Source organism: Synechococcus sp. CCAP 1479/10, assembly GCF_019038515.1.
In the GTDB taxonomy this organism is placed as follows: domain Bacteria; phylum Cyanobacteriota; class Cyanobacteriia; order PCC-6307; family Cyanobiaceae; genus Cyanobium.
Window position 1 is genome coordinate 68,200 of the sequence record NZ_JAFKRJ010000047.1, and the last position, 21,693, is coordinate 89,892.

At 66.5% G+C, this 21,693-nt stretch carries 31 protein-coding genes; 14 read left to right on the plus strand and 17 right to left on the minus strand.

Annotated features, from left to right (window positions below; all coding sequences use genetic code 11):
• Positions 1-90 precede the first annotated feature (90 nt).
• Both KUG39_RS15575 and KUG39_RS15580 read left to right on the plus strand, forming a co-directional pair.
• Positions 91-1,314, plus strand: a complete 1,224-nt coding sequence (locus KUG39_RS15575; protein ID WP_216918364.1) for an FAD-binding domain-containing protein — start codon at positions 91-93, stop codon at positions 1,312-1,314.
• Positions 1,311-2,825 carry a cryptochrome/photolyase family protein gene (locus KUG39_RS15580; RefSeq protein WP_216916367.1) on the plus strand — a complete coding sequence of 505 codons (1,515 nt, stop codon included), beginning with the start codon at positions 1,311-1,313 and terminating at the stop codon, positions 2,823-2,825. The genes KUG39_RS15575 and KUG39_RS15580 overlap by 4 nt, the downstream gene beginning before the upstream one ends.
• Here KUG39_RS15580 and KUG39_RS15585 read toward each other — a convergent pair.
• Together KUG39_RS15585 and KUG39_RS15590 are read right to left on the minus strand one after the other, a co-directional pair.
• A complete protein-coding gene (locus KUG39_RS15585) occupies positions 2,822-3,247 on the minus strand; it encodes a type II toxin-antitoxin system VapC family toxin (RefSeq protein ID WP_216916370.1) in 426 nt (141 codons plus the stop codon). The genes KUG39_RS15580 and KUG39_RS15585 overlap by 4 nt on opposite strands.
• A complete protein-coding gene (locus KUG39_RS15590; RefSeq protein ID WP_216916373.1) occupies positions 3,244-3,492 on the minus strand; it encodes an AbrB/MazE/SpoVT family DNA-binding domain-containing protein in 249 nt (82 codons plus the stop codon). Before KUG39_RS15590 ends, KUG39_RS15585 begins: the two co-directional genes overlap by 4 nt.
• A gap of 175 nt (positions 3,493-3,667) precedes the next feature.
• On the opposite strand from KUG39_RS15590, the gene KUG39_RS15595 reads away from it, so the two are divergent.
• From KUG39_RS15595 to KUG39_RS15605, 3 genes are all read left to right on the plus strand, one after another.
• Entirely contained in the window at positions 3,668-4,345 is a 678-nt protein-coding gene (locus KUG39_RS15595) for an AhpC/TSA family protein (protein ID WP_216916435.1), read from the plus strand.
• 101 nt (positions 4,346-4,446) lie between these two features.
• The gene (locus KUG39_RS15600) at positions 4,447-4,701 is read left to right on the plus strand and encodes a type II toxin-antitoxin system Phd/YefM family antitoxin (protein WP_216916437.1); all 255 of its coding nucleotides are present in this window, start codon (positions 4,447-4,449) and stop codon (positions 4,699-4,701) included.
• Positions 4,698-5,096: a type II toxin-antitoxin system VapC family toxin gene (locus tag KUG39_RS15605; RefSeq protein ID WP_216916376.1), complete on the plus strand. Its 399-nt coding sequence runs from the start codon at positions 4,698-4,700 to the stop codon at positions 5,094-5,096. Before KUG39_RS15600 ends, KUG39_RS15605 begins: the two co-directional genes overlap by 4 nt.
• A gap of 47 nt (positions 5,097-5,143) precedes the next feature.
• On the opposite strand, the gene KUG39_RS15610 is transcribed toward KUG39_RS15605, so the two are convergent.
• Both KUG39_RS15610 and KUG39_RS15615 read right to left on the minus strand, forming a co-directional pair.
• Positions 5,144-5,704: a hypothetical protein gene (locus tag KUG39_RS15610; protein ID WP_216918366.1), complete on the minus strand. Its 561-nt coding sequence runs from the start codon at positions 5,702-5,704 to the stop codon at positions 5,144-5,146.
• A 70-nt stretch (positions 5,705-5,774) separates the two neighbouring features.
• Positions 5,775-6,521, minus strand: coding sequence for a M20/M25/M40 family metallo-hydrolase (locus tag KUG39_RS15615; protein WP_286193249.1), 747 nt, complete (start codon positions 6,519-6,521; stop codon positions 5,775-5,777).
• 163 nt (positions 6,522-6,684) lie between these two features.
• Here KUG39_RS15615 and KUG39_RS15620 point away from each other — a divergent pair, with 163 nt between their 5' ends.
• The 6 genes from KUG39_RS15620 to KUG39_RS15645 all read left to right on the plus strand — a co-directional run bounded on the left by KUG39_RS15620 (position 6,685) and on the right by KUG39_RS15645 (position 13,991).
• Entirely contained in the window at positions 6,685-7,347 is a 663-nt protein-coding gene (locus KUG39_RS15620; protein WP_216916383.1) for a MerR family transcriptional regulator, read from the plus strand.
• Positions 7,348-7,380: 33 nt separating this feature from the next.
• Entirely contained in the window at positions 7,381-8,637 is a 1,257-nt protein-coding gene (locus KUG39_RS15625) for a vWA domain-containing protein (protein WP_216916385.1), read from the plus strand.
• Positions 8,624-9,283: a metallophosphoesterase family protein gene (locus KUG39_RS15630; RefSeq protein ID WP_216916387.1), complete on the plus strand. Its 660-nt coding sequence runs from the start codon at positions 8,624-8,626 to the stop codon at positions 9,281-9,283. The genes KUG39_RS15625 and KUG39_RS15630 overlap by 14 nt, the downstream gene beginning before the upstream one ends.
• A gap of 134 nt (positions 9,284-9,417) precedes the next feature.
• Positions 9,418-9,861, plus strand: coding sequence for a hypothetical protein (locus KUG39_RS15635; RefSeq protein ID WP_216918368.1), 444 nt, complete (start codon positions 9,418-9,420; stop codon positions 9,859-9,861).
• A gap of 67 nt (positions 9,862-9,928) precedes the next feature.
• Positions 9,929-13,531, plus strand: a complete 3,603-nt coding sequence (locus KUG39_RS15640) for a TM0106 family RecB-like putative nuclease (RefSeq protein WP_216916391.1) — start codon at positions 9,929-9,931, stop codon at positions 13,529-13,531.
• Between the two features lie 37 nt (positions 13,532-13,568).
• A complete protein-coding gene (locus tag KUG39_RS15645; RefSeq protein WP_216916393.1) occupies positions 13,569-13,991 on the plus strand; it encodes a hypothetical protein in 423 nt (140 codons plus the stop codon).
• A gap of 133 nt (positions 13,992-14,124) precedes the next feature.
• On the opposite strand, the gene KUG39_RS15650 is transcribed toward KUG39_RS15645, so the two are convergent.
• The 9 genes from KUG39_RS15650 to KUG39_RS15690 form a co-directional block, all read right to left on the minus strand.
• On the minus strand, positions 14,125-14,751 hold the full coding sequence (locus KUG39_RS15650; RefSeq protein WP_216916395.1) for a hypothetical protein: 627 nt from the start codon (positions 14,749-14,751) through the stop codon (positions 14,125-14,127).
• 64 nt (positions 14,752-14,815) lie between these two features.
• On the minus strand, positions 14,816-15,256 hold the full coding sequence (locus tag KUG39_RS15655) for a type II toxin-antitoxin system VapC family toxin (RefSeq protein ID WP_216916397.1): 441 nt from the start codon (positions 15,254-15,256) through the stop codon (positions 14,816-14,818).
• The gene (locus KUG39_RS15660) at positions 15,253-15,516 is read right to left on the minus strand and encodes a FitA-like ribbon-helix-helix domain-containing protein (protein ID WP_216916439.1); all 264 of its coding nucleotides are present in this window, start codon (positions 15,514-15,516) and stop codon (positions 15,253-15,255) included. Before KUG39_RS15660 ends, KUG39_RS15655 begins: the two co-directional genes overlap by 4 nt.
• Positions 15,517-15,614: 98 nt before the next feature.
• Entirely contained in the window at positions 15,615-15,950 is a 336-nt protein-coding gene (locus KUG39_RS15665) for a hypothetical protein (RefSeq protein WP_216916399.1), read from the minus strand.
• A 72-nt stretch (positions 15,951-16,022) separates the two neighbouring features.
• Positions 16,023-16,436, minus strand: coding sequence for a type II toxin-antitoxin system VapC family toxin (locus KUG39_RS15670; RefSeq protein WP_216916401.1), 414 nt, complete (start codon positions 16,434-16,436; stop codon positions 16,023-16,025).
• Complete coding sequence (locus tag KUG39_RS15675; RefSeq protein ID WP_216916403.1) at positions 16,433-16,687, minus strand: antitoxin; 255 nt, start codon at positions 16,685-16,687, stop codon at positions 16,433-16,435. The genes KUG39_RS15670 and KUG39_RS15675 overlap by 4 nt, the downstream gene beginning before the upstream one ends.
• A gap of 105 nt (positions 16,688-16,792) precedes the next feature.
• A complete protein-coding gene (locus tag KUG39_RS15680) occupies positions 16,793-17,281 on the minus strand; it encodes an ABC transporter substrate-binding protein (protein ID WP_216916405.1) in 489 nt (162 codons plus the stop codon).
• Positions 17,282-17,330: 49 nt separating this feature from the next.
• A complete protein-coding gene (locus KUG39_RS15685) occupies positions 17,331-17,675 on the minus strand; it encodes a type II toxin-antitoxin system PemK/MazF family toxin (RefSeq protein WP_286193250.1) in 345 nt (114 codons plus the stop codon).
• Positions 17,672-17,899 carry a ribbon-helix-helix protein, CopG family gene (locus KUG39_RS15690; RefSeq protein WP_094584975.1) on the minus strand — a complete coding sequence of 76 codons (228 nt, stop codon included), beginning with the start codon at positions 17,897-17,899 and terminating at the stop codon, positions 17,672-17,674. The genes KUG39_RS15685 and KUG39_RS15690 overlap by 4 nt, the downstream gene beginning before the upstream one ends.
• Before the next feature lie 154 nt (positions 17,900-18,053).
• On the opposite strand from KUG39_RS15690, the gene KUG39_RS15695 reads away from it, so the two are divergent.
• The 3 genes from KUG39_RS15695 to KUG39_RS15705 all read left to right on the plus strand — a co-directional run bounded on the left by KUG39_RS15695 (position 18,054) and on the right by KUG39_RS15705 (position 20,112).
• Entirely contained in the window at positions 18,054-18,287 is a 234-nt protein-coding gene (locus tag KUG39_RS15695) for an antitoxin (protein ID WP_216916407.1), read from the plus strand.
• A complete protein-coding gene (locus tag KUG39_RS15700; protein WP_216916409.1) occupies positions 18,284-18,514 on the plus strand; it encodes a PIN domain-containing protein in 231 nt (76 codons plus the stop codon). Before KUG39_RS15695 ends, KUG39_RS15700 begins: the two co-directional genes overlap by 4 nt.
• Before the next feature lie 398 nt (positions 18,515-18,912).
• Positions 18,913-20,112 carry a sensor domain-containing phosphodiesterase gene (locus KUG39_RS15705; protein WP_216918371.1) on the plus strand — a complete coding sequence of 400 codons (1,200 nt, stop codon included), beginning with the start codon at positions 18,913-18,915 and terminating at the stop codon, positions 20,110-20,112.
• A 225-nt stretch (positions 20,113-20,337) separates the two neighbouring features.
• Here KUG39_RS15705 and KUG39_RS15710 read toward each other — a convergent pair whose 3' ends face one another.
• The 4 genes from KUG39_RS15710 to KUG39_RS15720 all read right to left on the minus strand — a co-directional run bounded on the left by KUG39_RS15710 (position 20,338) and on the right by KUG39_RS15720 (position 21,658).
• Entirely contained in the window at positions 20,338-20,535 is a 198-nt protein-coding gene (locus tag KUG39_RS15710; RefSeq protein ID WP_286193265.1) for a type II toxin-antitoxin system Phd/YefM family antitoxin, read from the minus strand.
• A gap of 228 nt (positions 20,536-20,763) precedes the next feature.
• Entirely contained in the window at positions 20,764-21,183 is a 420-nt protein-coding gene (locus KUG39_RS15715; protein WP_216916413.1) for a hypothetical protein, read from the minus strand.
• 3 nt (positions 21,184-21,186) lie between these two features.
• Positions 21,187-21,315 (minus strand): hypothetical protein, encoded by a 129-nt coding sequence (locus KUG39_RS17395; RefSeq protein WP_286193251.1) that lies wholly within the window; start codon positions 21,313-21,315, stop codon positions 21,187-21,189.
• Positions 21,308-21,658, minus strand: a complete 351-nt coding sequence (locus KUG39_RS15720) for a hypothetical protein (RefSeq protein WP_216916415.1) — start codon at positions 21,656-21,658, stop codon at positions 21,308-21,310. The genes KUG39_RS17395 and KUG39_RS15720 overlap by 8 nt, the downstream gene beginning before the upstream one ends.
• Between the last annotated feature and the right edge of the window lie 35 nt (positions 21,659-21,693).

Sequence of the window (21,693 nt, forward strand, 5' to 3'; positions counted from 1 at the left end):
CTCCGTCCTGGCTCGCAGCAATCCGTCATGGAACCGAGCCTCGCGGTGGCTCCCCCGCCCCTGCCAGGCTGGCCGCCCCGGCGACGCACCATGGCGGGTGCCCCCACCATCGCCCTGGCCCTGGAGGGCCAGCTGCGCCTCGATGACCAGCCCGCCCTGCACCGGGCCGTCGACCTGGCCCGGCAGCGTGGCGCGCGGCTGCTGGTGCTGGCCTGCCGGCCGCCATCCCGGCGGCTGAGGGGTCCCCACCAGCGGCGCCTGGAGGCCCAGGCCCTCGCCGCACTGCACGCCCGCCTGGCGGCCCAGGGCGTTCCCCTGCTTCACCATCCCCAGAGCACCACCGCGGCCGCCCTCGCCGAGCTCCATCCCCTGGTGCAGCCCGAAGCGGTGCTGCACGCCGAAGAGAGCCGCCTCTTCGCCACCTGGCCGGTGGCGGCCGAGCGCTTTCCCTTGGTGTTCAGCCCGTTCCGCCGCGGTCTCGAGCGCGACCCGGAACCGCCCCTGCCCCCACCGGATCTCGCCGGGCTAGGGAACGCCTGGGACGAGCTCCCCCGGTCCTGGCTGGCCCCGCCGGTGGCGCCCGGGGCCGGGAGCGATGACCGCAGCGCCTTCCCCTTCCCCGGTGATGAACCCACGGCCCTGGCCCGGCTGGACCACTACCTGTTCGGCTCCGGCGGGCTGCGCGATTACAAGGCCACCCGCAACGGGCTGGTGGGGACGGAGTTCTCCGCCAAGTTCTCCCCCTTCCTGGGGGTGGGCTCCCTCTCGGTGCGGCGGATCTGGCAGGAGGTGCTGCGCTACCAGGAGCTCCACGGCGCCGATGAGGGCTCGGTATGGATGCAGCAGGAGCTGCTCTGGCGTGAGTTCTTCCTCTGGTCGGAGCAGAAGCACGGCGACGCCTTCCATGCCCCCGGCGGCCTTCAGCAGCGCCCGCCCGACTGGGTGGAAGACCGGGAGCGCTTCGTGCGCTGGACCCGCGGCGACGCCGGCCATCCCCTGATCGATGCCCAACTCAACGAACTGCTCACCACCGGCTACCTCTCCAACCGCGGTCGCCAGTGGGTGGCCTCCCACTTCGTCAACGAGCTGCGGCTGCCCTGGATCTGGGGCGCCCGCTTCTTCGAGTGGGCCCTGATCGATGCCCACCCGGCCCTGAACACGGGCAACTGGGCCTACCTGGCCGGCGTCGGCTCCGACCCGCGCAGCTTCGGCGGCAGTCCCCGCCGCTTCGACCTGGAGCGCCAGGTGGGTCTCTACGACCCCGATCAGACCCACCGCCGGCTCTGGAGCCGACCCGCCAGCCTCCCCTCGTGACCCTCACCCTGATCCTGGGCGACCAGCTCCACCCCGACTGGACTCGCCCCTCCCCCCTGCAGCTCGCCCCCGGCCAGCGGGTGCTGATGGTCGAGGACCTCGCCGTGGCCTCCACCTGGCGGTACCACCGCCTGCGGCTGCTGCACACCTTCGTGGCCATGCGCAGCTTCCGTGATGCGCTGGTCGCCCGCGGGGTGGAGGTGCGCTACTGCGAGCTGCCCGAGTCGGTGGGTGTGCCGTTCTGGCAGCGGCTGGCGGTTGAACTGGAGGACGAGCCCGCCAGCCGCGAGCTCCTGGTGGCCGAGGTGGCCGACCGCAGCTTCGAGGCCCGGCTGCAGCGCTTCTGCGTCGAGCAGGGGCTGCGGCTCACCGTGCTGCCCTCACCGGCGTTCCTGGAATCGGTGGCAGGCAGCCGCAGCTGGTTCGAGGGCCGCCGCCGCCCGTTCATGAAGACCTTCTATGAGCGCCAACGGCGTCGCCTCGGACTGCTGCTGGAGGCCGATGGCTCCCCCACCGGCGGACGCTGGAGCTTCGACACCGAGAACCGCCGCAAGCTGCCCAAGGGGTATGTGGAGCCCACCCTTCCGGCGGTGCCGGCCAGCCCCCATGAGCCGGCGGTGCGGGAGCTGATCAGCCGCCATTTCCCGGACCACCCCGGTGAGCTCGGGCCCCTGTGGATTCCCTTCGATCAGGCCGGCGCCGCGGCCTGGCTGCAGCGCTTCCTGGTGGAGCGCCTCGATGGCTTCGGGCCTTTCGAAGACGCCCTCAGCCGGCAGCACGCCACCCTGCACCACTCCCTGCTCTCGCCCCTGCTCAACATCGGGCTGCTCACCCCCGCGGCGGTGATCGCGGCCACCCTGGAGCACGCCCAGCGGAGGCAGGAGGGCGGCCAGCCGGTGCCGATCGCCTCGCTGGAGGGCTTCCTGCGCCAGGTGATCGGCTGGCGCGAATTCGTGCGCGGCATCGACCGGGTGCACGGCGAGCGCCAGGCCAGCGCCAACTTCTGGAACCACCACCGCCGGCTCGCCCCCTGCTGGGACGACGGCAGCAGCGGCCTGCCGCCCCTGGATGCGGCAATCGAGCGGGTCAACCGGCTGGGCTACAACCACCACATCGAGCGGCTGATGGTGGTCAGCAACCTGATGCTGCTCTGCGAGATCCACCCCGGTGAAGTGCACCGCTGGTTCATGGAGCGCTACCTGGATTCCTACGAATGGGTGATGGGCCCGAACGTCCACGGCATGGGCCAGATGAGCGACGGTGGCCTGTTCGCCACCAAGCCCTACATCGGCGGCTCCAACTACATCCTCAAGATGGGCGACTTCAGTAAGGGCCCCTGGTGCGAGATCTGGGACGGCCTCTACTGGCGCTTCATCGACCGCCACCGGGCCTTCTTCCTGGCCAACCCCCGTCTCTCGATGATGGTACGGATGCTGGAGAAGATGGACCCCAAGCGGCGCGAGGCACTGGAGGCCGCCGCCGAGGGGTTCCTGGCGCGGGCCACCCGCTAAGGGGCCTTGGGAACGACGACGCGGGGCGCCAGGTTGAGGTGGCGGATGCGCTGGGCGAAGCCCCGGTCGTCGAAGGAGGCGAGCGTGTCGCAGCCACGGCAGCTGGCGTGATGCAGGGCATCGGCGAAGTCGAGCCCGGCGCGCAGCCCGGCGACGGCCTGCTCCAGGGCTGGGCGATCTTCGGCGCTGAGGCCGGGGTGGGCCAGCAGGTGGCCGAACACCAGCAGCACCTGCTCGGCCCCGAAGCCGTAGTACCCCCGCAGCACCCATTCCAGTTCCAGGGCCACGGTCTTGGGCAGGAACAGGGCCTGCCCCGATTCGATCAGCTGCCGGGCCGCCTGGCGCTGGCGTTCGGTGGCGGCATCGGCCCCGTCCTCTGCGACGAAGTAGCGGGCCAGCACGTTCGTGTCGAGGCCGATCACGGCGTCAGCAGGCTGGCGGGGTCGAAGTCCGCCGGCACCGGCGGACGGGGGCTCCTGAGCAGGCCGAAGCCGCTGGTCGGCAGCGGTTGCTCCGGCTTGCAGGAGCGCACTTCGATGTGATCGCCCACCAGCTGGAAGCTGACCCGACCGCCTCGGGCCAGGCCGAGCTGCTGCCGCAGGGCCTTGGGGATGGTGACCTGTCCCTTGCTGGTGATCGAGCTGGTGGCGGCGTCTTCGGCTGGCATCGTCACCGCCTCCTGAAGCTGGGTCTTACCTGGTAAGGATACGTCGATCAGCGCCGATGGATGAGCATGATTGCGCCCTGACCCACCCCTGCCCGTGACCGCCTCCGCCGCCGACGCTGCCACCCGGCCGCCCGCCCCTGCCCTGCTGCTGGAGCGCCTGGCGGCGGTGGAGGGCATGGGGCCCGGCCGGCGGCGGCTGGTGGTGCTGCTCAGCCAGCTGGGCGACTTCGACAGCCTTGAGTACGCCCAGGCGCTGGCGCCGGTGCTGCCGCAGCTGGAGGCCGCCGGCATCGCCGTGCTGGCGATCGCCATCGGCGACGGGGCGGGCCGCGAGCGCTTCTGCGCCTTCACCGGCTTCCCGCCCGATCGGCTGCTGGTGGACGCCGAACCCCATCTGCACCGTGACCTGGGGCTCTACGAGGGGCTGAAGCAGGCGGGTGGGCCGTGGCCCAACCTGCTGCTGATGTGCGCCGGCCTGGGTTCCCCCGGCACCCTGGCCGAGGTGCTGCGCGGCTACACCGGCGATCGCAGCGCCCCCCAGCGCATCGCCGACGATGAGACGATCCAGGCGGGGCCCCTGCCGCCGATCAAGGGGTCGTTCTTCGCACGGGCCGGCGGCCGCGGCTTCCAGCGCCCCTTCGAGCTGGCCACCGTGCGGCTGCGCAACATGGCCGAGGTGCTGGGCCACTGGCGCACCTACGTCCCCCGCGACGACTTCCTCACCCAGCGCGGCGGCACGTATCTGCTGGAGGCCGACGACACGCTGCTCTACAGCCACCGCGACCGGGGCATCCTCGGCTTCTCGGCCACCATGGCCCGGCCGCTGAGCTTCCTGGAGCCGTATCTGGGCTGAGGCTGGGTGCCGCAGGCACAGACTTAGTCCATGACTAAGCTAAGCAAGAGTCCCGACCCGGCCCTGTGGAACGTCCAGCACCGGCACCCCGTCTGGTGAATGTGCACCAGGCCAAAACCCAGCTCTCGCGGTTGATCGATGACGCCCACGCCGGTGAGACCATCGTGCTGGCCAAGGCCGGCAAGCCCTGGGCACGGTTGATGCCCCTGGAGGCGCCGGCTCCCCAGCGGCTCCCCGGTCGTCTGCGTCACCTGGGTCCCCTCAGCCGGCCCGACGCCCTGCTGGAGCCCATGGCGCCCGATCAGCTCGCCGACTGGGAAGCCAGCCCCGTGGTTCCGGCGTCAGCCCTGTCGTGAGCAGCCCCTCCGCCTACCTGCTCGACAGCCATGCCCTGCTGTGGTGGTGGTTCGCTCCGGAGCGGCTTTCGGGTGCTGCCCTGGCCCTGCTGGTGGATCCCACCAGCCGGATCCTGGTGAGTGCTGCATCGGTCTGGGAACTCAGCCTCAAGCACCATCAGGGCAAGCTGCCCGAGCTGGCTACAGCCATGGCTGATCTTCCTGGCCTGCTACAGGCCGATGGCTTCCAGGCGCTGCCGATCTCCCTGGCCCATGGCCTCAGGGCCGGCGGCTACAGCCAGCCCCACCGCGATCCCTTTGATCGGATGCTGGCGGCCCAGGCCGAGCTGGAGCGGCTGCTGCTGCTCACCGCTGATCCGCAGCTGTCCGTCTTTCCCTGTCAGACGTTCTGGTGAGAAGCGGGGCCGGCCAGAAGAAGCCAGCCAGAAGAGGCCAGCCCGCGCTACAGCCCCTCCAGCAGGGGGCGCAGCGCCTCGGCCGGTCCGCTCTCGGGCTCAAACAGGGGGCCGTCGCCCTCGATGACCTGGCCGCCTGTCAGGACGATCCGGAAGAGGGCGTCACCCATGGAATCCACCACGATGCACTGGCGGGCCCGCTCGCTGACGATCGGCAGGAACCCGGCGAGCCACTCCATGGTGCCTCTGATCCGGCGGGCGTCCCGTTCGTTGTCGTCGTCGAACCCCCCGTAGGCCAGCCGCAGGAACAGGCTGCCCCAGGGCTCGCGGCGCTGGTAGTAGAAGGCGTGGCTGTTGAGGCCATGGCCCCAGAAACCCACGCAGAAGGTGCCGAGGGGAGCGGCGCTCAGGAAGGCATCGATCGTGCTCTGCAGCAGGTAAAGCGGCTCCGTGCCCCGGGCCGTGCCGAACAGGGTCTGCCCCTGCCAGTGCAGCGGCCGATCGGGAGGCAGCAGGCTGAGGGGGAAGGGCCCACCGATCCGCTCGGCGTAGAAGGTCAGAAGGCTGTCGAGCGTTGGCTCCATCGGCGGGTCTGCGGCGGGATCCATCCTCCCCAGCTCGTCTGGATCGAGGCGATTTTCCCTGCGAAGGACCAGAGATGACGAGGCGCTGCTGGTGTCACAGAGCCCCCAGCCCCGCCTTCAGCCCCTCGGTGACGGCCGCCAGGAACGGCAGATCCAGCGTGTCGATCGTGTCGCTCATCTGGTGGTAATGCGGGTTGCGCATGAATGAGGTGTCGGTCACCATCACGGCGTCGTAGCCCGCATCCCAGAACGGGCTGTGGTCGCTGAGGCGCACGTCGGGAATCGCCCGGCCGGCATCGGGCACCGGCAGAACCTTTGTGATCACGTGCTCCCCCATGAGGCTGGCGAGGCCAGTCAGCATCTCGGCGACACCCTGATTGCCCACCACGGCGATGAAATCGCCCCGATCGCCATAGATCGCCTGCATTGCCGGGACTGGATAGCTCTGGGTGGCGGCGGTGTAGGCGAGCATCTCCAGGCTCACCATCAGCTCGAGCTTTTGGCCACTGGCCTTGAGTTCAGAAGCCAAGGCCGTGCTGCCGAGCATGCCCCACTCCTCCTGGTCGAAGGCCACGATCCACACCGGCCGCCGGGGCGGCTCGGCTGCCCAGTGCTTGGCCAGCTCGATCAGGGCCGCCAGGCCGGAGGCGTTGTCGTCGGCGCCGATCGAGTGCAGGGGGCCGTCGTAGTGGGCCGCCACCAGCAGGGGGGCGAGCTCCGGATGCTGGCCGGGGAGCTTGAGGATCAGGTTGGTGCCCGCATCGATGCCCTCACGGAAGTGGTGCTCCTGCACCGGCCCCAGGGCGCCCAGCTGTTCGCTGAGATAGGCACGCACCGCCATCAGGCCCATGGGATCCCAGCGGGCGTGGCGGGGCCGGGCCAGGTGCTGCAGGTGTTCCAGCAGGGGCGCGGGGTCGGGAGTGGGGTGTTCGATGGTGGCTGGCCAGGAGGGGCTCGAAGCCTAACCGCTTGACACCTGCACTGCAAGTGTGGATAATTAGGGAATGGTCAAGGTCTTCGCCCCAGCTGACGCTCTCTACGGCCTCGAGGAGCTCCTCCTCGTCGCCGGCAAGCTGCTGGACGAGGAGATCTCGCCGCGCACCGTGCGCCTTTATGCCACTCAGGGGTTGATCGATCGCCCCGGCAAGGAAGGGCGCAGCGCGGTGTACGGCCACCGGCACCTGTTGCAACTGGTGCTGGTGCGCGCCCTGGCCCGGCGCGGCCTCAGCCTCTCCGCCATTGCTCCCTTCTGCGTTCTGGCCGACGCCGATCTGGAGCAACAGCTGGAGCAGCTCGATGGGGAGTGGGCGGCGGCCACCGCTCCCTCCGTCGCCACCGGCAACGAGGCCCTGCGGTACCTGCGGGATCTTTCGGAGCCGGTCGACGACACCGATGCTCCGTCCTTCGCACGAAAAGCCGCGGCCATGGGCTCCGTCCTTGGGATGCTCAACAAACCCCTGTCCTCCCGCTCACGTTCCGACCGCACCCCCTCCGGATCCCGCTCCAGCGACAACGGCAGCCGCTGGCTGCGTTTCACCCTCGCCCCCGGCATCGAGGTGCACGTCCGCGACTCCGTTCTGCCTCCTCCCGCCGGCCCCCGGCGCCAGCAATGGCTCCAGCACCTCCTGGACCGCCTCAACGCCCTGCTCGACGACGGCTCCCGCTGAACCATTCCCCCTGTCCCACCGCTACCCCCCACCATGACCCGTCCCACCCTTCGCTTCCGGCCCCTGCGGCCGGCGGTGGCCTCCGATCGCCCGTCGACTCTCGATCTGCTGCTCACGATCACCCCGCCGCCGCTGGCCGCCGCAGCCAGCCTTCGCGAGCGGCCGCCGCTCAACCTGGCCCTGGTGATCGACCGCTCCGGCTCGATGGGCGGCACCAAGCTCAGCTACGCCCGCAAGGCCGCCCGCTTCCTGGCCGGCGAGCTCACCGGCCGCGATCGCCTCGCCATCGTCAGCTTCGACGATGAGGTGCAGATCGTCGTGCCCTCGCGGCCCGTGGCCGATCCCCAGCCCTTCATCGCCGCGATCAACACGATCCACAGCGGCGGCTGCACGGCCCTCTTCGATGGCTGGCGAGCCGGGGCCACCCAGGTGGCCGAACACCTCGATCCCGGTGCGATGAACCGGGTGCTGCTGCTCTCCGACGGCCAGGCCAACGAGGGCCTCACCAACCAGGAGCAGATCGCCGCCAAGGTGGCGGGCCTGACCCAGCGGGGCATCAGCACCAGTGCCTTCGGCCTGGGGGATGACTTCGACGAAGACCTGATGGGGGCCATGGCCGCCGCGGGCGATGGCACCCTGGCCCACATCGAAACCCCCGGCCAGCTGGCCGACCTCTACGCCTCCGAGCTCCAGGGCCTGGCCAGCACCTTCGGGCGGCGGGTGAGCCTCGGGGTGCGCGGCAAACACGGCGCCGAGGTGGTCGATCTGCTCAACGACCTCAAGCCCACCGCTGCCGGCAACCACCAGCTGCCCAACCTGCGCGCCGGCCAGGAGCTCAACGTGGGCCTGAAGCTCAAGCTACCCGCCTGGATCCCCAACCAGGAGATCCTCAGCGTCCGCCTGGCCTGGGAGGCCCCCGGCAGCGGCGACCGCCAGAGCCTGATCGAGCACCTGCAGTTGCCGGTGATGGAAGGCGAGGAGATCCAGCAGTTGGAGCCCGATGACGCGGTGGCCGAACAGCTGGCGCTGCTGCGGGCTAACCGGGAACGCCGGCAAGTGATCGCCGAGCTGGATCGAGGGGATGTCATCAGCGCCAGCGCCAGCCTGGGCAAGCTGTTCGGCGACCTGTCGTCGATGCCTGCCACCCCGAGGCTCACCCGGGAGCTCGACCTGCTGAGCGAGAAACTGGCCCTGCTCAAGAGCGATCCCAAGCGCAGCCGCAAGAACCTGCGCCGCGAATCGCAGCGCTCCAGCCTCAATGTGTGGGAGAGCGATGATGAACAGACCTGATGTGGTGGCGATCGGGGATGTGCACGGCTGCGCCTCCCTGCTGGAGCAGGAACTCACCCCACACTTTGATTCAGGCGCCGAGCTGATCTTCCTGGGGGACCTGATCGATCGGGCCCCGGAGCCCGATGGTGATCGGAAGGTGCTCGAGCGGGTGTGGCAGCTGCAGGAGAACCCCGGCGCCTACGGGCTGGCGGCGGTGACGGTGCTGCGGGGCAACCACGAGCAGATGCTGCTGAAGGCGATGGCACCGAGAGCGCCGGATGAGGACGTGAAGCTGTGGCTGTGCAACGGCGCCAACCCCGACCTCCTGCCCCTGGCCCGCGAACGCCAGGCCTGGTTCGAGCAGCTGCCGTACACGGCAATCCGCGGCCGCTATCTGTTCGTGCATGCGGGCGTGCGCCCCGACATCCGCCTGGAGCACCAGGCCACAGACGATCTGATCTGGATCCGGCGGCCGTTTCTGAGCCGGCCCCATGGGTTGCCGTACACCGTGGTGCATGGGCACACCTTTCGCCATGACTTCAAGGTGACGCGGTTGCCGCACCGGATTGGGATTGATACGGGGGCTTATCTGAGTGGAACGCTGACAGCACTGAAGTTGAGGATTCCGTCCCCGCACTCCCACAGCATGGAGATCAGTGTCTGATCAAGCTTCCTGATCCCGGCTGGAAGACCGAGGCCGTCTCTTCAAGCTCAGCCGGACGATCTGGTCATTCGCCCGTACACGCATGCTCTCCCAAGCGATAGGGGGATTCTGGTAACACCGACAGCGAACCTCAGATGACCCAACCCACCGACCCCTCCAGCAGCAGGAACACCCGCTACAGGTTCTGCAATGGGAAGCCCGTTGATCCCAACGAGGGTCTGCACCCTGAGATGGCCGATGACGCACTCGCGGCGTCGTTGCCCTCCGGTATCCCCGCCAGCCCCCAGCAACTGATCGACATGCAGTCCCATGCGCAGCGACCCGAGAAGCCCGAACGAACTCAGAGTCTCAAGGTGAAAGAGGTGCTCGATCGGATCGAAAAGCTCGATACCACGGCTGATGAGGACCGGCAGATCGCTCTTGTCCTTTTGCGGCATCTGGAAGCCTTCCATGACGGTGTCGTCGAAGAGATGGAAGGCGACGACACTGCCAGGCACAGCCAGATCGTGGCCTGGGCCGTTGATGCCGACCGGCTGATGCGGGCCCGGATGCTGCTGGAGTCGGTCGATCTGGACTGACAACCAGCCACGCCCTCCCGATCGCCCATCACCACCCCACCCCCTCATCATCCGCCTGTCATCCACTGTGCCGTTCCTCCCAGAGCGCCTGATCACCCCCAGCCAACTCGCCCTCTTCAGCCGCAGTCCACGGATCGGTGCCTGGTGGGAAGAACTCAAGGCCAGGGGTCTGTTCACGGGCGAGCAGCCACCCCCCTCTTCCCTTGATGAGCAACTGTTCGCCGATGGCCTGCGTCTTGAGCAGGTGTTGCTCAACCAACTGGAAGCCGAGGGCTATCGCATCGCCCGCCTCTCCGGCCAGCAGCGTGAGGCCGATTACGCCGCCACCAGGGCCGCCATGGCAGAGGGCTTCGACTTCATCCACCAGGCCTCGTTGAACAACGGAGAGATCCGCGGCTCGGCCGATGTCCTGCGCAGGATTCCCCAGCCCTCCGATCTGGGCGACTGGAGCTACATCCCGATCGAATGCAAGCTGGCCAGCAAGCCTCGCACCACCTTCCTGGTGCAGGCCTGCGCCTACGCCGAACTGCTCACCCCTCTGCTGGGGCACCGTCCCGATCGCTTCGAGTTGTTTCTCGGTGGTGGTCGCTTCCAGTCTTTCGACACCGATCGTTTCTGGGCCTGGTACCAACAGCTCAGGGCCCGCTACCGCGATTTCCGCGCTGCCTTCGATCCCGCCTCACCACCGGAGGATGAACCCGGTGATCACGGCAGCTGGGGCGCCTTCATCGAGGAGCGCCTGGCCGCCGAGCGGGATCTGGTGCTGGTGGCGAACCTGCGCCAGAGCCAGCGCCTCAAGCTCAAGGCCGCCGGCATCCACACGATCGAGCAACTCAGTGCGCTGGCTCCAGGCACCACCATTGCTGGCCTGGCCCATGAGGCGCTCCATGAACTGCAGCAGCAGGCCGAACTCCAGCTCACCCCAGCCGATGCTGCCGGCAGACCGGCCTATCGGGTACGGCCCCTGAGGCCGGGCAAGGGTCTGTCCGCCCTGCCCGCTGCCGACCCGGGCGACATCTGGTTTGACATGGAGGGGGTGCACGATGCCGTCGCCGCCAGGAAGCTTGAGTACCTCTTTGGCGCCTGCTATCGCGATGAGCCCGGCGGCTCGCCCCAGTTCAAGGCCTGGTGGGCCCACTCTCCACTCCAGGAAAAGAAGGCCTTCGAAGGATGGGTCGACTGGGTGGAGGAACGTCGCCGCCGGTTTCCTGGCCTGCGCATCTACCACTACGCCAGCTACGAGAAGACGGCCATGCGCCGGCTGGCCCAGCAGCACTCCACCCGGGAGGCGGTGATCGATGAATGGCTGCGCTCAGGCCTGCTGGTGGATCTGCTGCCGGTGGTCACCAACGCGATTGTGCTGGGCGAGGAGAGCTACTCGATCAAAAAGGTGGAGCACCTCTACATGGAGGCTCGCTCTGCGGAGGTCACCAACGCCGGGGATTCGGTGGTGGCCTACACCAACTGGCAGGCATCGGGTGAACCTCCCCGGCCGGGCCCAGCCCCTGAGGCCAGCCCGCAGCTGCAGGCGATCGAGGACTACAACCGGGAGGACTGCGAATCCACCGTCTACCTCCATGACTGGCTGCTCCAGCTGCGTTTCGAGCAGGGCCTGCCCGAGCAACCCCTGCAGCTGGAAGACCCAGAAAGGCCCGAGAAAGAACCCTGGCCCCTGGAGGCCCTTGCCGCCGTGCTGATCGCCGAGCTGCCGGAAGCGCTCCAGAGCGATCCCGCCGCCGATGCACCAGAAGCATTGCTTCAGGAGCAGGAGCAACGCGGCCCCCGGGGACTGAGCTGGCGGGTGCAGCGGCTGTTGGCCCAGCTGCTCCCCTTTCACCACCGGGAAGCCAAAGTGGCCTGGTGGGGGTACTTCGATCGCAGGCAGAAAGCGCAGGAGTCTCCAGGGGATCTGGAGAGTGACGGCGAGGCCATCGAAGGGGCCTTGTGGGAATCGATGGAGAGCCGCACCAGCGCCCGCACCGGCGCCGATTACCACAGCTTCCGCTTTGATCCCAGCCAACCGCTCAAGTTGCGCGCCCAACCTGGGCAAAACGGACTCAATCTCGAGATCCCGGAAGCAGGGCTGCAACTGGGGGTGGACGCACTTGATGCGGAGCAGGGTCTGGTGACGCTGAAGTTTCCCTGGAGCAAGCGGGACCGACGTCTGGCCGAGGGGCTCAGTGCAGACCTGCCCCGCACGCCGATCAGCCTGATCAAGGTGCCCGCCGACATCACTGAAAGTCTGCGCGAGCGTCTCGATGAACAAGCTCAGGGCTGGGTCCACGATCAACAGCCCCTGCCCGAGCCGATCCGTCACCTGTTGGAGCGCGAACCTGTGGCCGAGTTGGTGGCGCTCAACGCATTCGTACGCGCCGAGCCCTCAGCGGTGGTGGAGCAGCTGGCCTCCTTCCTGGAAGCCAGCAGCGGCAAGACCCTCGCCCTGCAGGGTCCCCCCGGCACCGGCAAGACCACGGTCACGGCCCAGGTGATCGCCGAACTGGTGCGCCGGGGTCAGCGCGTCGCGATCAGTTCCAACAGCCATGCGGCCATCAACAACCTGCTGCTCAAGACCCAGGCCGTCATCAGCGAGCAAGGCCTGGCCGTGGCCATGGTCAAGTGCAGGAGTGACAACGACGAGCCAGCCCTGGCGGGCACCCCGATTGCTCTGGTGAAGCCCGACCAGCTCACAGAAGCCATGGCCGTGGTGGGCGGCACCACCTTCACCCTCTGCCGACCAGAAGTGGCAGGCGCCTTTGATCTGCTGGTGGTGGATGAGGCGGGCCAGGTCTCCCTGGCCAACCTGCTGGTGATGGCCCGCTGCGCCCGTTCGATCCTGCTGGTGGGTGACCAGCAGCAGTTGTCCCAGCCCTCCCAGGCCGATCACCCTGGGGACAGTGGTGATTCCTGCCTCGCGTACCTGATGCAGGACGCCCATGTCGTCCCTGCCGATCGGGGCGTGTTCCTGGCCACCAGCTGGCGTATGGAGCCCTCACTCACCGCCATGGTCTCGGAGCTGTTCTATGACGGCCGCCTCCAGGCCAGCCCCGCCAACGTCATCAACCGCATCGACTGGCGGGAGCCCTTCACCGCCAGCTATGGCGGGGTCCTGCCCGGCCACGGATTGGTGTTCGAGGCAGTGGAGCACAGCGGGCGCAGTGTCTGCTCAGAGGAGGAGGTCGAGCGCATCGCCCAGCTGGTGGAGGTGCTGCTGGGCTCCAGCTACCGCCATGCCTCCGGCAGCGGCGAACGCAGCGGGGTGTTGACCCCTGACGACATCTTGATCACCGCTCCCTACAACGTGCAGGTGAACCGTCTGCAGCAACAGCTGGGTCATCGCGCGCGGGTCGGCACAGTGGACAAGTTCCAGGGCCAGGAGGCACCGGTGGCCATCCACTCCCTCACCGCCAGCGATGGTGATGCCGCCCCCCGGGGCCTGGGTTTCCTGCTGGAACCCAACCGCCTGAATGTGGCGATCAGCCGTGCCCGTTGCCTCTCGATCGTGGTGGGCTCGCCCGGCCTGGTGAGCGGGATTGCCAATACGGTGGAGGAGGCGGAGCAGATCAATCGGTTGTGCCGCTTGGTCCAGGCATCGATGACAGATGATCGCCGAGATTTCAGCTGTACGGAATTGGATGCCCTTCTCCATCCATCGAGGAACAGCCCATTCTGATCCATTGTGTCACTGACGTGACCCCTCGGAGGGACCTATGTCGTTCAACGTCAAGTCTTGGTTGGTCGATGCGGTGGTCGATTCTGTACTGGCCAAGCCATCCGGCTCACGCCACGGAATCACCGGTTTCTGGGTCGCATCGCTGGACCGCGTACGCAGTGAGCGCATCCTGAGGGTTGGCACCCTCCATGGGCGTCACTTCTTGCTTACCGCTGAGATTGACCCGGATGCGACGCACGTGATGGACCCAAAGCGTTTTGATGAGTACGTCGAGCACGAGATCCTCAAACACTCGAAAGACAAGGTCTCCTATCCCATACAAGCTGCTCGCGCCCATGTACAGGAATGCGTCGAGAAAGGGCGCATCGTCGTGGCCTTCCGGAATGCTCGTGCATTCACTGAAGACTTCAGGAGCAACGGGCGCAATTCCGTATGGTATGAGAACGGTCAGGGATCTTGAAGCCCACCCCAACAGCCCAGGACCTCACACCCCATGCCTACACACCCCAATGAGCGCCTGACATCCATCAGCCGTGCCCAATGCCTCTCGAACACAGTGGCGGAATCGGAGCAGATCAATCAGTTGTGCCGGATCAGGCAGAAAAGCCTTCGTGATAGCAGCCAGTGGATTGGTAGCGAATCCGCTGATTGATCGCGTCCATGCTGAAGTCAAACAGTTCACCGTCGTTGAGATCGATGAACTGACCGGCAAGGAAGAGGCCGTGTTCGATCGTTTCCGCCAGCTGGCCATAGTCGATCCGGTAGAGGTGAGCGTGGTTTCCATAGGAGTCCTTGATGGCCGCGAACAACGCGGAAAGGTTCTCGCTGAATTCCTCATCGAATACCTCCTCGGAGGACACACCTTCCGGCAGGTTGTAGGCCATGGGGCGCAGCAAGGGAATCCCGTCCGGCACCACGACATCCGGCTCCGGCGCATAGACCATCGGGCAGCTGCCACGGGTTTCGAGCATCCATTCCAGAAGCCTGTCCAACCCCTCCGCGTCAACGGTCATCAGCGCCACGTCACCGTCCTCGTCCGGCTGGCTCTTCACCCAGTCGATCGCTTCGATGGCGGCCAGGCCCTGGCCCCCGTCCAGCCAGGGCAGGAGATCCAGCAGGGAACAACCCTGGAATCCCTCCGCCACGAGGTTGTCGATGCTGCGGGTGCTGGTGGTGAGCTCGTCGAGCCACCGCTGGGCCACTGGAGGGAGATCGGTCATGGGGCGGCCGGGGGCGAGGGGCCGTGGATTCTGCCCTGCTTTTACAGTTGCAGTGGCACTGTTGCTACTTTGGCTGGAGGGGTACGGGCTGGTCCCAGGGATTGATCAGATCAAGGCCCAGGCCGGTGAAGTCACTCACGTTGCGGGTGGCCAGTTGGGCGCCCTGGGCCAGGGCGGTGGCGGCGATCACGGCATCGGCCGTGGCGATCGGCCGACCGATCTGCTCCCGCCGCACCAGCAGCTCGCCATACCAGTGGGCGGCTTCCCGGTGGAAAGCCAGCACGCGATCGCCAAGCAGGGCCGTCACCAACGCCTGCCAGCTATCCAGCAGGGCCTGTTTGCGGCGACCCTCCGGCAGCCGGATGAGGCCGTGCAGGATCTCTGCTTCGTTCATCGCCGTGATGCCCACCTCCGCGGGAACGAGACCATCCGCCCAGGCCAGCACCGCCGGCTCCGGCTGGGGCCGCATCAGCTCGGCGATCACATGGGTGTCGAGAACGATCACGTTGGCTCCTCGGTGAACACGGCGGCCCCCGCCATGGAAACCCGCGCGGGCAGATCCAGTTCCACGCCACCGAGGTCGGCGAAGTGAGCGTGGATGCGGCTCCCCAGACCTGGGCTGTCAGAGCCAGCGGGTTGCGGCAGCACGGCTTCGCGCAGGATCCTGCGGGCTTCCTCCTCCATCGAGTGACCGTGGCGGGCGGCCTGCAGTCGCAGCTGGGCCTTGGTGGCGTCGTCGAGGTTGCGGATCGTGAGGCTGGCCATAACGAGGTCCGCGCAGGCCATGCTGTCAGTGCTTGCAACGCTAGCTCTTGCGGTCAGGTTTGAGCGGTGGGCCTTGGCACAACCTGAACACGCCCCGTTCAGCGCAGCAGGAACAACGCCACCAGGCCCCAAACCAGGCCGAGAACATGCATGGCGAGGGGGACGGGCTCGTCTGGCGGGTAGGACGCCAGCAGGCGCGTGCGGCACAGCTCCTGCTGGGCCAGGAACAGGGCACAGACCAGGGATAGGAGATAGGCCACCATCACCCCGAGGTGTTCGAGGCTTTCCGAGATGGCGTCCGGCCCCGACCCGCTCAGGTGCTGGGCGAGGTGGAAGATCTGCCCGGGCAGCTCGGCGCTGAGCATGAACACGAAGAACAGGGCCACCCCTTGGCGCCCCAGGCGGGCGATCTGCGCGGCTGACGGGTGCGCCATCGTTCCGGAGCATGGGCCAGCAGGAGTCTGACCCTGGCATCAGGGGTGGGCCCCGCCGGTGTCCGGCGTCGATCAGGCAGCGGCCGCCCAATCCACCAGGGTCAGGCCCTCGATGCGGGCGAATTCGCGCACGTTGTGGCTCACCAGGGTGGCGCCGAGGGCCAGGGCATGGGCGGCAGTCCAGAGATCGTTGCCGCCGATGGGGGTGGCCCGGCGTTTGAGGGCGGCGGCCTGCGCGGCGTAGTGGCGGCAGATGGCGGGGCCATCGGGGTAGAGCACCGGTACCTGCCGGGACAGGGCCTCGAGCTGCTGGAGGGTGGACTTGCGGCGCTGGCTGCCCTCGGCCCCGCGCAGCAGTTCGGCCCAGGTGATGAACGACATCGCCAGGCTGTCCCCATCGGCGAGTTGATCGATGCGCTCAGCCACCTGGGGCGGCCGGTTCTTGATCAGGTAAATGAGGATGTTGGTGTCGAGCAGATAGATCAAAGGCTCTCCCGCTCCTGCACCGGGATACGACTGGCCTGCTGTGCTTCCAGGCTGGCCACGAAGCTGGGCTCGAAGCCGGCGAGCGTGTCGAGCAGGGCCTGGCCACGCTGGGCCGGGCAGGGGTGAATGATCAGATCGCCGTTGGGGCTGCGGGTGATCTGCACCCGGTCGGTGGCGAGGCGGAACTCGGCGGGAATGCGTACGGCCTGGCTGTTGCCGTTCATGAACACCCGGCTGGGAAGCACGTCCATGGCCCTCTGTCTGGTGTGTACGTAAATGTAGGTACAGGTTAGCCGAAGTCCTTGGCCGTCCTGCTTCGCCGTCCATCGACGTGATCCGCAGGGGTCCTGCAGCCTTCAGGGCTTGGCTTCCAGCAGCTCTGCCAGATAGCTGGAGAGGCGGAACCCGGCCGGATGGGAATAGACGATGTCGGCGATCTTCCAGCTGCCGGCAGGGCCGCGCACCAGCTGATAGCGCAACAGCTGCGGCGCCTCAATGGGGCGGTTGCGCAGGCCTGCCTGCACCGCCACCCGGGCCTCCAGCCCTCCGCCGGGGGCGGCTGTGCAGCCCAGCACCTTGGCGCCGAAGGTCCCCACCTGGGTGCCGCTGAACAGATCGAAGTCGACAAAGCTGCCGCTGGCTGGATCGAGCCCATAGGCACGCCGCAGCTTCTGGTACAGCCCATCGGTGAAGCGGCTTTTCTGGCTCTTGAGCTCGATCGGACCACGCAGGTCCTGCCCAGCCACATGCCAGCGGTAGAGGCCATCCAGCTGGGCCTTCACGGGAGCTGGACAAGGGGTGAGCGCCACGGCCGCCAGCAGCGGCATCAGCTGGGGCAGGGGCATGACGGCGTTGCTGGCGTTGCGCTGAATCCTGGCAGCGGGAGCGGCCAGCTCAGGGCAGTTCCAGCCAACCCCGCAGGGCCAGATCCAGCTCGATCAATAGCTGGGGCTCCAGTTGCCCCACCACCTTGCCCAGGGAGCTGAGCGGCACCGTGAACAGCTTGTCGACCATCAGCTGGGACGGCTTCCTCAGGCCATTGCGTGCCGTCGGCTGGACGGGAAGCCGGACCAGGGGAGCGTCCACCAGGGTGCTGGTGAGCGGGCAGAGGGTGACGCTGGGATGGGCCTGCAACCAGCGATCCGCCTGGACCACCACGGCGGGGCGTGGTTTGCCGGAGTACGCCGCCGGGCTGGCCACGGTCACCACGGTGCCGCGGCGGAGCGCAGGCAGGCTCATGCGGTCCAGTCGCTCCAGTCAGGGAGTTGTTCGCTCCAGTGCTGTTGCGGTTCTCGTTCGGCCAGCCGTTGCGATTGACGGCGGGCTTCCTCGCCATCGCCATGGCGCAGGAGGTACTGGGTGATGGCGTCGCGCACGCAGGCACTGCGGCTCTTGCCGAGCTGGAGGGCCAGCTGATCGAGCCGCCGCTCGAGTTCCGGCTCCACCCGCACCCCGATCGCCATGAATCCTGATGTTGAACGTTTCGTTCTACAGCGTAGGGGGGTGGCGGATCTGGGGGCCTCAGGCGTTCGATCGATGCCCGGCCCTGGCCTTGTCGCCGTGAGACCAATCAAGCCGTGGTAGCCACCATGCGTCACTACCGGATCAGGGCCTGCCATGGACACCGCACGTCTGTTCCAATCGGGCCACAGCCAGGCGGTGCGGCTGCCGAAGGCGTGCCGCTTCAGCGGCAGCGAGGTGGTGGTGAAGCATTTCGGCAATGGGGTGCTGTTGCTGCCCATCGATGACCCCAGGCAAACCCTGGAGGCCGGGTTGGCCGCCTTCGAGCCGGGCTTTGTGATCACGCGTGGGCAGTCGGAAGAGCAGATCCGGGAAGCGATCAGCCCATGATTCTGCTCGATACCAACATCTGCATCACCATCATCAACGCCAAATCAGCCGCGCTAGTGGGGCGGTTCAAGCGCTACCGGCTCGGAGAGATTGGCCTCTGTAGTGTGGTGGCGGCCGAGCTGCGTGCGGACCTGAAGCGCCGGGGCACTCCCATTGGCTCACTCGACACGATGATCGCGGCCCATGCCCTGAGCCTGCAGGTTGAAAACTGGGTGCCGACGGCCTAGGTGTGCTTTCCCACCAGATTGTTCATGCCTGCAGCTGAGCGAGCCGCTGCTGGGGGGTCAGTCCACCCAGGGCCATGTGGCACCTGCGGCCGTTATGGATCCGCAAGTAGGCCGGCAGCAGGGCTCGATCAAGGCCAGGAAGGCTTCCCAGGGAACCGTGGCCTCCATCGCATCCAAGAAGGGCTGGCGACGCGTCCTCTTTTTGGCGTGAATGTGCTCGTGGTCCGAAAAGGCCAGCTGAAGGGGGACGGCCTTCCGTTCCAGCCTCAGTCTTGGATCTCGGTTGATTTTAGTACGTTTTTCAGATGTTCCCTAGGGTTCAATGCTGCTGGCTCGCTAAAAATGTAATCCGCCGTCATTCGCGCTCAATGGTTCACGCTGAACTTATGGAGCCACCGATGGAGGTCTCTGCGATCCTCCCATCGAATCAGCTAACCATTCACTTTCAACCCATCGTCTCCCTGAAGCAAACCTCCGTGGTGGGCCTGGAGGCCCTCGCGCGCCCGGCGCTCATGGGTGTCGGACAGAAGTTCGCCAAGGCCCGCAAGGCTGGGAAGCTGCTGGAGCTGGATCGCCGCTGCCGCATCCGGGCCATGGAGGCCTACCGGGACCTCAACTTGCCCCGGTCCCTGCGCCCCTTTCTGTTTCTCAACTTTGAAACGTCATTGATCGACGAGGGAGTGGAAGGCTCGGGAGCCTTGCTCGAGGCCACCGAGGCCACGGGTCTGGAACCCAGCGACATCGTGATCGAGCTCAACGAAACCAAGGTTCAGGACACGATGACCCTGAAACGCTTCGTGGAGCGCCATCGCGAATTGGGTTTCCTGATCGCCATCGACGACTTGGGATCCGGCCACAGCAACCTGCCACGCATCGCCGAATTGCGGCCCCACATCATCAAGCTCGACCGCAGTCTCATCGCCGGAGTCGACCGCGACTTTGTCAAGCAGGAAATGATGAAGTCGCTGATCTTACTTGGAAAGACCATCGGCACTTTGGTGCTGGCCGAAGGGGTGGAAACCAAGGCAGAACTGGACACCTGCGCCGCCCTCGGAGCAGAGTTCTTCCAGGGCTATCACTTTGCGCGCCCCAAGCCAGCGGCCAATCTGCACCTGGCGGCCCTGCACCCAGTGCTGATGGAAGCCGCCCGCCGGCAACGGGTCAAAGCCGTGGCCGCCATCCAGGCCCGCCAGATGGAGGGCCTCGATCTGATCAATCTGGCCCGCGCAGGGTGTGAAGGCCTACGTCACATCCCTGCCCAAATGTTCGACGGCGCCCTTGCCAACTGGGTAGGCACCAACACCATGATCGAAGCGGCCTACGTGCTCGATGGCGACGGACTGCAGATCAGCAACACGCACCTGGGCCAGGGTCTCCCCCCGTCGAGGAACCGCCTGTTCACACCGGCCACGCGGGGCACTGACCACGCCAACAAGGAGTATTTCTTCAGCCTGATTGATACGGGTCTCCAGCAGCACATCACCGACACCTACATCAGCCTGGCCACCGGCCAGCGCTGCCGCACCGTGGCCACGAGGTTGGAGCACGCCAGCGGCGCTTCCTTCGTGCTCTGTATTGATCAGCGCCTCAAACCCTGATCTGATCGCCAGACAACCACCAGTCCACGGTCCTGCTGATTCAACGGTCGCCTCCAGAGCGCGAGGCCGTGATCGAGCGGTACCGGGCCAGCCCCTTGTAGGGGCAGCGCAGGCTGATCCCGGCTTGCGCTGGAAGGGTCGTCAGCTGCACACCTGGGCAGAGGTCGGGCAGGGATGAATGACCCGATTGCCGCTGGGGCTGCCTGGTGAAGCGAACGCTCCAGCTCACCAGCCCGGCTGATCACTGTGATCCTCCAGCGACGTCGCCAGACTTTCCAGGATCGACTCACGCATCCCTGGGATCGCGACCAGATGGAGCGTCTCCTGAATCGCGTTCCAATCGGCCTCCGACAACAGCAGGGCATCGCCTCGCTTGCCTTTGATCTGCATCGGCTCGTGGGACTCGCCGACCTCATCGATCAGGGATTACAGCCGCCTGCGGACTTCCGTGGCGGAAATGCTGGCCATTGAAGTAATGCCGCCATCGTGTACACTAATGCGTACCGATTCTGGCCCTGGCAGGCGGCGTTGTAGGGCGGCACCGGGCCTCACTCGATCAGCTGCCCATCCTCCAGGCGCGCACCCTCCACCAGGTGGAAACCAATTTTTGAGGATCCACCCCGTCGGAGCTCAGCCAACTCTTTCGGGATGTCATGATGTCAAACCTGCCTCTGCGCGAAATCTCTCGATCTCTAGAAATGCTGGCCTCTCATTTTTGGCCCAGAGTGCAATGTCGTCCCAGTCAATAGGGTTGCTCTTGCACACCAAGATGGCCTGATCCCAGCTCTGGGGGTCTCGCCAGTGGTGGTAGGCCAACAACCTGTCGATCACACAAAGGGTAGGAGTGATCACCCGCAAAGCACCGTGCTCGGTTTGCAGCAAGTCAATCGATCGATGATCTACGGTCCGTTCTCCAAAGCCAAGGGGCCCTGCAGGAAACTCAACCAGCCACTTGGTGCGGGGATGTTCATAGAGCCGTTTATAAGCACCTTGGGTGAAGCCCAGTGGAGCGATCGCCTTGAGCAGGCTCTTGTGATTCGCTGACGTCACAAAATCGAGGTCGTGACTCATGTACTAGTTCTTGCTGTAGATCGATACCGCCCCACCTCCCGACAACGTAGCGGTGATTCCTGCCGCTTCCAACGCCTCACTGATGATCACCGCAAGCTCCTCGATGCTGGTGGCTTCTGTGATTTCAGCCATGGCTGACCAGCACTTTGCCCGTCTTGCGCGGCCGTTGCCGCTGCCGGAAGTATTGCTGCACCTGCTCCTCAGGCAGCAGCTTGAGCTCATCTTCAAGTAGCCGCCTGAGGTTCTGCACGGTTGGATTCCGATCATTGAAGGCGAAGAGGCGGATGTTGCCCACCAATCGGCTCACCAGCACACCCTCTTCTTCCAGGCGCTTCAACTGACGCTGGGTCATGTTCAGCCCAAAGCCGAACGTCTTGGCGATGCGCAGGGCATGTCCTTCCCCGTAGCACTGCAGAAACAACAGCACCCATGCCGCCGTGCGGTTGCCGAAAATCGCTTCAAGCACTGGGTTCATGGCTGGATCCAAAGCACACCGCCTGTGGGCTGCTC

Coding starts and splice junctions, on each gene's coding strand:
- KUG39_RS15575 (WP_216918364.1), top strand. CDS start 91: ATGGCGGGTGCCCCCACCATCGCCCTGGCCCTGGAGGGCCAGCTGCGC.
- KUG39_RS15590 (WP_216916373.1), bottom strand. CDS start 3,492: ATGCCAGCCGAAGACGCCGCCACCAGCTCGATCACCAGCAAGGGACAG.
- KUG39_RS15595 (WP_216916435.1), top strand. CDS start 3,668: ATGGGGCCCGGCCGGCGGCGGCTGGTGGTGCTGCTCAGCCAGCTGGGC.
- KUG39_RS15610 (WP_216918366.1), bottom strand. CDS start 5,704: ATGGATCCCGCCGCAGACCCGCCGATGGAGCCAACGCTCGACAGCCTT.
- KUG39_RS15615 (WP_286193249.1), bottom strand. CDS start 6,521: ATGGCGGTGCGTGCCTATCTCAGCGAACAGCTGGGCGCCCTGGGGCCG.
- KUG39_RS15620 (WP_216916383.1), top strand. CDS start 6,685: ATGGTCAAGGTCTTCGCCCCAGCTGACGCTCTCTACGGCCTCGAGGAG.
- KUG39_RS15625 (WP_216916385.1), top strand. CDS start 7,381: ATGACCCGTCCCACCCTTCGCTTCCGGCCCCTGCGGCCGGCGGTGGCC.
- KUG39_RS15630 (WP_216916387.1), top strand. CDS start 8,624: ATGAACAGACCTGATGTGGTGGCGATCGGGGATGTGCACGGCTGCGCC.
- KUG39_RS15635 (WP_216918368.1), top strand. CDS start 9,418: ATGACCCAACCCACCGACCCCTCCAGCAGCAGGAACACCCGCTACAGG.
- KUG39_RS15645 (WP_216916393.1), top strand. CDS start 13,569: ATGTCGTTCAACGTCAAGTCTTGGTTGGTCGATGCGGTGGTCGATTCT.
- KUG39_RS15650 (WP_216916395.1), bottom strand. CDS start 14,751: ATGACCGATCTCCCTCCAGTGGCCCAGCGGTGGCTCGACGAGCTCACC.
- KUG39_RS15660 (WP_216916439.1), bottom strand. CDS start 15,516: ATGGCCAGCCTCACGATCCGCAACCTCGACGACGCCACCAAGGCCCAG.
- KUG39_RS15665 (WP_216916399.1), bottom strand. CDS start 15,950: ATGGCGCACCCGTCAGCCGCGCAGATCGCCCGCCTGGGGCGCCAAGGG.
- KUG39_RS15675 (WP_216916403.1), bottom strand. CDS start 16,687: ATGGACGTGCTTCCCAGCCGGGTGTTCATGAACGGCAACAGCCAGGCC.
- KUG39_RS15680 (WP_216916405.1), bottom strand. CDS start 17,281: ATGCCCCTGCCCCAGCTGATGCCGCTGCTGGCGGCCGTGGCGCTCACC.
- KUG39_RS15685 (WP_286193250.1), bottom strand. CDS start 17,675: ATGAGCCTGCCTGCGCTCCGCCGCGGCACCGTGGTGACCGTGGCCAGC.
- KUG39_RS15690 (WP_094584975.1), bottom strand. CDS start 17,899: ATGGCGATCGGGGTGCGGGTGGAGCCGGAACTCGAGCGGCGGCTCGAT.
- KUG39_RS15695 (WP_216916407.1), top strand. CDS start 18,054: ATGGACACCGCACGTCTGTTCCAATCGGGCCACAGCCAGGCGGTGCGG.
- KUG39_RS15700 (WP_216916409.1), top strand. CDS start 18,284: ATGATTCTGCTCGATACCAACATCTGCATCACCATCATCAACGCCAAA.
- KUG39_RS15705 (WP_216918371.1), top strand. CDS start 18,913: ATGGAGGTCTCTGCGATCCTCCCATCGAATCAGCTAACCATTCACTTT.
- KUG39_RS15715 (WP_216916413.1), bottom strand. CDS start 21,183: ATGAGTCACGACCTCGATTTTGTGACGTCAGCGAATCACAAGAGCCTG.
- KUG39_RS17395 (WP_286193251.1), bottom strand. CDS start 21,315: ATGGCTGAAATCACAGAAGCCACCAGCATCGAGGAGCTTGCGGTGATC.
- KUG39_RS15720 (WP_216916415.1), bottom strand. CDS start 21,658: ATGAACCCAGTGCTTGAAGCGATTTTCGGCAACCGCACGGCGGCATGG.